This window comes from Neobacillus drentensis (assembly GCF_036962765.1).
Classification (GTDB): domain Bacteria; phylum Bacillota; class Bacilli; order Bacillales; family Cytobacillaceae; genus Neobacillus; species Neobacillus drentensis_C.
Window position 1 is genome coordinate 2203 of record NZ_JBALOS010000208.1, and the last position, 4855, is coordinate 7057.

The following is a 4855-nucleotide window of genomic DNA, read 5'->3' on the forward strand; positions in this document are numbered from 1 at the left end:
CCCCATTCTGTCTAGAGTATCCAGTTTCCATTCGTCAAGCCATTGCAAACTAATTTCGTCTCCTTGGCCAAATTCGATTGGGAGCCAAATATATCGAGAATCCTTTAAATCGCTTTCCTTCCATCTGTCACCCATAAATATAAATTTTCCTTTTTTAGCATCAATTGTAATAACATTGGTGCTTTGTGAATCAAATGTTGTGGAAGCTTTCTCACCTATTGCAGGATCGCGCATAGGCTTCCATTCTCCGAATATGTCATCAGCAACCGTATATCTTGCTGAATTCGGCGCCCATCCTGTCGCACCAGAAGTTATTAAATAGTACTTTCCATTATATTTAAACATCGCAGGTGCCTCACGCTGTGCACCTGGAAATACTCTTACATAATCCTCACCATAGACAGATTTGTATGTGGTATCGCGTTCGACCTTGCCGTCCTTATGCCAGCCTACGATATCCGTATAGGAATCATTCAATTTCGAAATATAAATCGTCATGTTTTCTTCACTGGAATAAATTAGGTAGGCTGTACCATCGTCATCCTTGAACAAGTTCATATCACGTGCCATACCAGGCTGGTTTGGCTGTCCATTATATTCCGCACCTTCAGGAACTCGGTCCATACGATTACTTTCTTGATAGACAAAAGGTCCAGTAGGAGAATCACTTAATGCATAGCCTGCTTCCGCCTTTGCATAGTTTGCATTTGACGTAACAGATGGACCATCGGTATGCATCCACATCACATATTTCTTTGTTTTATCATTATAGATTACTTTTGGTCTTTCAATAATCCTGTCTGTACCTATATCATTTTTAATATCAGCTTTATCTTCTCTGCCTTCATAAAGTTTGGAGATAAGTGGATCTGTTTCAAATTGGTCCATCGATTCTATTGCTGTTAGAGCGAGTCCTTCGTCTTTCCAGTTATAAAGATCTGTTGATGAATAAACCCTAACGCCTCTAGCGGGAAGGTATCCGTTGGTTTTATCTTCACCGTACCAATAATATTTCTTCGTTTCCTCGTCATACATGATACCGCCGCCATGTGCCTGGATTGGAGCACCATATGTATCTGTCCAAACCTGTCCAGGTCGAAAAGAATCGTTTGGAGCGAATACGATAAGTCCTGCTAATGCCGTATCTAAGTTCTTCAAACTTGCCCGTATTTGTGCCTGAACTGTTTTCGTGTTAATATCTAACCCATTTTCATTGATATTTTTAACCAAATCATCTGCCTGTTCAATGGCTTTATTAAGTTCCGCTAAACTGTATTTAGTGTAAGTTTCTGTTTTTTGCGCTTCTTCTTTTGCAGATGCTAATTTTGTTTCCAAATCAAAAAGAGGAATCGCTTGGTACTTCTTGACAATAATGTAATTAACGAGTGGATCATTATAGTTTGATAAGCTTCCTGTAGAAGGTCCCTGGATCTTAACTTCTAATTCTCCGTCGTTAACAGTAATTTGTTGATATTCGACCTCTTTTACCGTGGAATTGCTTCCAATATCATAATCTCCATTTGATAGATTTTGTCCCTCACTGATAATATTGACACTTCGTCCACTCCATGGATTTTTGAATCCTAGAGTAAGGTCATAGTCACCATTGGGCAATTCGAATTTATATACTAATGCCTTATCACGGACTTGCGGACCATTATAATATCGAAGAGATCCTAATTTATCACTGCTACTAGAACCACTAGTACCACTAGTAGTGGTTACCAAACCCCACTTTTTCCCTGTAACTTCATCTTCACCATACATCTGCTCCGTTTTACTAGAATAAAGACCCATTTTGTCAGTTCCTTCAACGGTGCCAGGTGTGCCATCACCTGCATTTACAAAATACAGAATATCTGAATCCATATTCACAGTATCAGCAGAAACAGGTTTACTAGTTGACAACGCGGGTAAAACAATGAGGATCAAAGCCAAAAGAGTTGAAAATATTTTGTTTTTCTTTAACAACTATACCCCTCCTTACTATTTTCAATAAATCTCGATAGAACGATTGTTTCATAGATGTTTATTCTAAGAGGACCAAAACAATGGAAATGTTTTATCCATTTCCATTGTTCAATACCTTAGGACAATCATTATAGAATAACCACCCCTTTCAAGTTAGAGTTCTTTTATTAATGAAACCCATTTCATGAAATCGGTTTCATTAACAAGCAAAAAAAATCAAGCGCACTTTTTAAATATACATAATTTTCAAACAACTGATAAGTAAATAGTACATGCTGATTTTTGATGTGTCAATATCCTTTATCCAACTTGGTTTAACTTAGCGATTTTTTGGTAAAGTACTGTTCCTAATTACAAGTTTAGGTTCGATCACGGTTACCTTTTTTACTTTTTCATTATTGATTAATTTATGCAGGACATTCACTGCATTTTTTCCAAGTTCTAAGCTCTTTTGTGAGACCGTCGTTAGTTCGGGAATGACTGTAATGGCAAGAATCGTATCATCAAAGCCAACGATAGCCATATCTTCAGGAATTTTTAAACCAGCCTCTACTGCTACTTTGACGGCCCCAACGGCCGTCACATCATTTACACAAAATATGGCAGTTGGTATTTTCTCTTTTTTTAAAATTTCAGCCATCATCTTTTTTCCTGCATCCATAGAAAAATCTCCATATAAAATCCATTCATTTGGTACTTTTAATCCATTGGCTTTCATCATTTTTTTAAAAGCTTTGACCTTTTGTGTAGTGGTAGACACATAATTATATCCACCAAAAAACGCTATATCATTATGACCTAAATCAATTAAATGATGTGTGAGCATTTCGGCACCTTTGCCCTCATCTATGATTACTCTGTGTAAGGAGCTACCAGGAAGATTTCCATTGACCAGAACGATTGGAATCTTTTTGGCGATATCTTCAACTTCTTTTGCCAATTCTTGTGAGCAATTGGACAGGTTGATTCGTCCACCCATAAAAATAATCCCATCGACTTGTTTTTCTCTAAGAATAGTTAGACTTTGAGATTCTAATTCAGGTTGGCCAGAAGTGTTACATAAGAAAAATGTGTATCCTTTACTATTCGCCTCATTTTCCACCCCCCAAAAAACTTCAGGAAAAAATGGGTTGGTAATGTCAGGGAGAATAACACCAATCATTTTTGTTTCCTTTTTTGTAAGGCTTCTTGCTAACGCATTAGGCTGAAATTGGTATTTATTAATCAGAGCCATGATTTTTTCTCGTGTACTTTCTTTAACAGGTGCTGTCCCATTTAAAACGCGAGAAACCGTCGATACCGACACTTCCGCCTCTTTAGCAATATCATATACTGTTACATTATGTTTCAATCACAATCACCTATCTGACCTTAATTGATTTTATGGGCATTAAAGCTATTTTTATCATACTGGAAATTCTTTTATGAAAAAAGGATTTTTATCATTATATCTTCTTGATAAATTAAAAATAGCCAGGAGCGGTTAAAGAAAAAATATTTAGTTTGGTCAAAATCAACGCTTCTCTTTCCACACCCAATTATTTGAAATTGAATCAACCTCTTAATTCCCCGCTACATAACCTGGGTGGTGTCTGGCACTATCAACCTAAATTCCCCCATCTGATTAATAATTTCTTAACCTTCAGATTTTAAATCTTTAACAAAATTTTTGGTTCTAATGGTCTATCAAAAAATATTATTATTCGAAATTCTTACCATTCAAATAATAAGCAGACTCTAGAAATACAGTAAAGGCAATTTCCACCTCGGGAATACCAAGTGAAAGAATGTGTTTCGTCATAATTTTTGCAAATTGATTCTGAATTTCCTGGCCACGATCAAACCATTTCACTTCTATGAATGGAAATCCAGGGACTTCGTCTTGATTAAAAACAAAAGTAGAGTGGATTATTTCTAATGTGAAATTGTCAGTTTCACAATTACAAAGGTCTGCTAGTTCCTGAACCAAAGGAGCACTAATTTTTTTTACTTTATCAACTGTAATTCCTTTAAAAATTAATTGCGGCATTTCAATTCCTCCCATAAAATGAATACTTTGTACATTTCAAGTATAAAGTTCCTTGTATTCAATCCTCTTTAACTTTTGCTATTATTAGCCCAGGAATATTATACCATTATTTAAGTGGAGGTTTGTAATGAACCCAGAATGACAAAATCTTTTTGGTCTATTTCCTGCTGGTAAGGTGATCTCATAAAACTATGGATTCCCGAAAATCTGGGCATCGAATTGGGGTTAGGAATTTCAAATTTCTTACTCAAAGTAATTCCTCTTTTCTCATAAAGATATTTTCCAAATAAGATTTTCCTGTTTTTTGGGGTGCAGATCCAAATGTTTGAAAGGATTTAATTAAGGTAATCGGTACTTCAGAAGTCTAGTGAACAAAAAAAGGATAGAAAAGGAATCACATATTCCCGCTCTCTATCCCTTAAAAAATAAATCTATTTTCTACTTCATTACTTAACTAATTTTACGATGTTTTACTCTCTTCATACGGGATTGGTACCTGGACCGGATCCTTCAATTTTCTTTTCATCAATACATAATAGAGTACTGATGGAACCACCAATCCTAATATCCAGGCTATATCGGCTCCCCCCATTGCTTTCGCACCAGGTCCTACATAGAAAGAGGTGTTCATAAATGGAACTTCGGCGATAATAGAAACGAGGAACGATATAGCAGTAATTTTGTTTACTTTTCCGTACTTCCCATTTAAATCAAAAATATCTTTAATACTATACTCCCAGTGACGCAGGACGTAAAAATCAATGAGGTTAATGGCTGTCCATGGAATTAAAAAGTAACTAATAAATAAGATAAAGTTGATAAAATTGGACAAGAAATTTCCCTGACCCCAAATAG

3 protein-coding genes and 1 pseudogene are annotated in these 4855 nt (G+C 35.9%); all 4 read right to left on the bottom strand.

Features of this window, described 5'->3' with window-relative positions; genetic code table 11:
- Positions 1-1869: pseudogene (locus V7137_RS23095) on the bottom strand (family 43 glycosylhydrolase); the annotation flags it as partial.
- A gap of 421 nt (positions 1870-2290) precedes the next feature.
- Positions 2291-3322: a LacI family DNA-binding transcriptional regulator gene (locus V7137_RS23100; protein ID WP_335700242.1), complete on the bottom strand. Its 1032-nt coding sequence runs from the start codon at positions 3320-3322 to the stop codon at positions 2291-2293.
- 348 nt (positions 3323-3670) lie between these two features.
- Positions 3671-4000 (bottom strand): DUF1904 family protein, encoded by a 330-nt coding sequence (locus V7137_RS23105; RefSeq protein WP_335700243.1) that lies wholly within the window; start codon positions 3998-4000, stop codon positions 3671-3673.
- 460 nt (positions 4001-4460) lie between these two features.
- Positions 4461-4855 (bottom strand): cytosine permease (locus V7137_RS23110; RefSeq protein WP_335700244.1); only part of this gene is annotated, 395 nt, incomplete at its 5' end.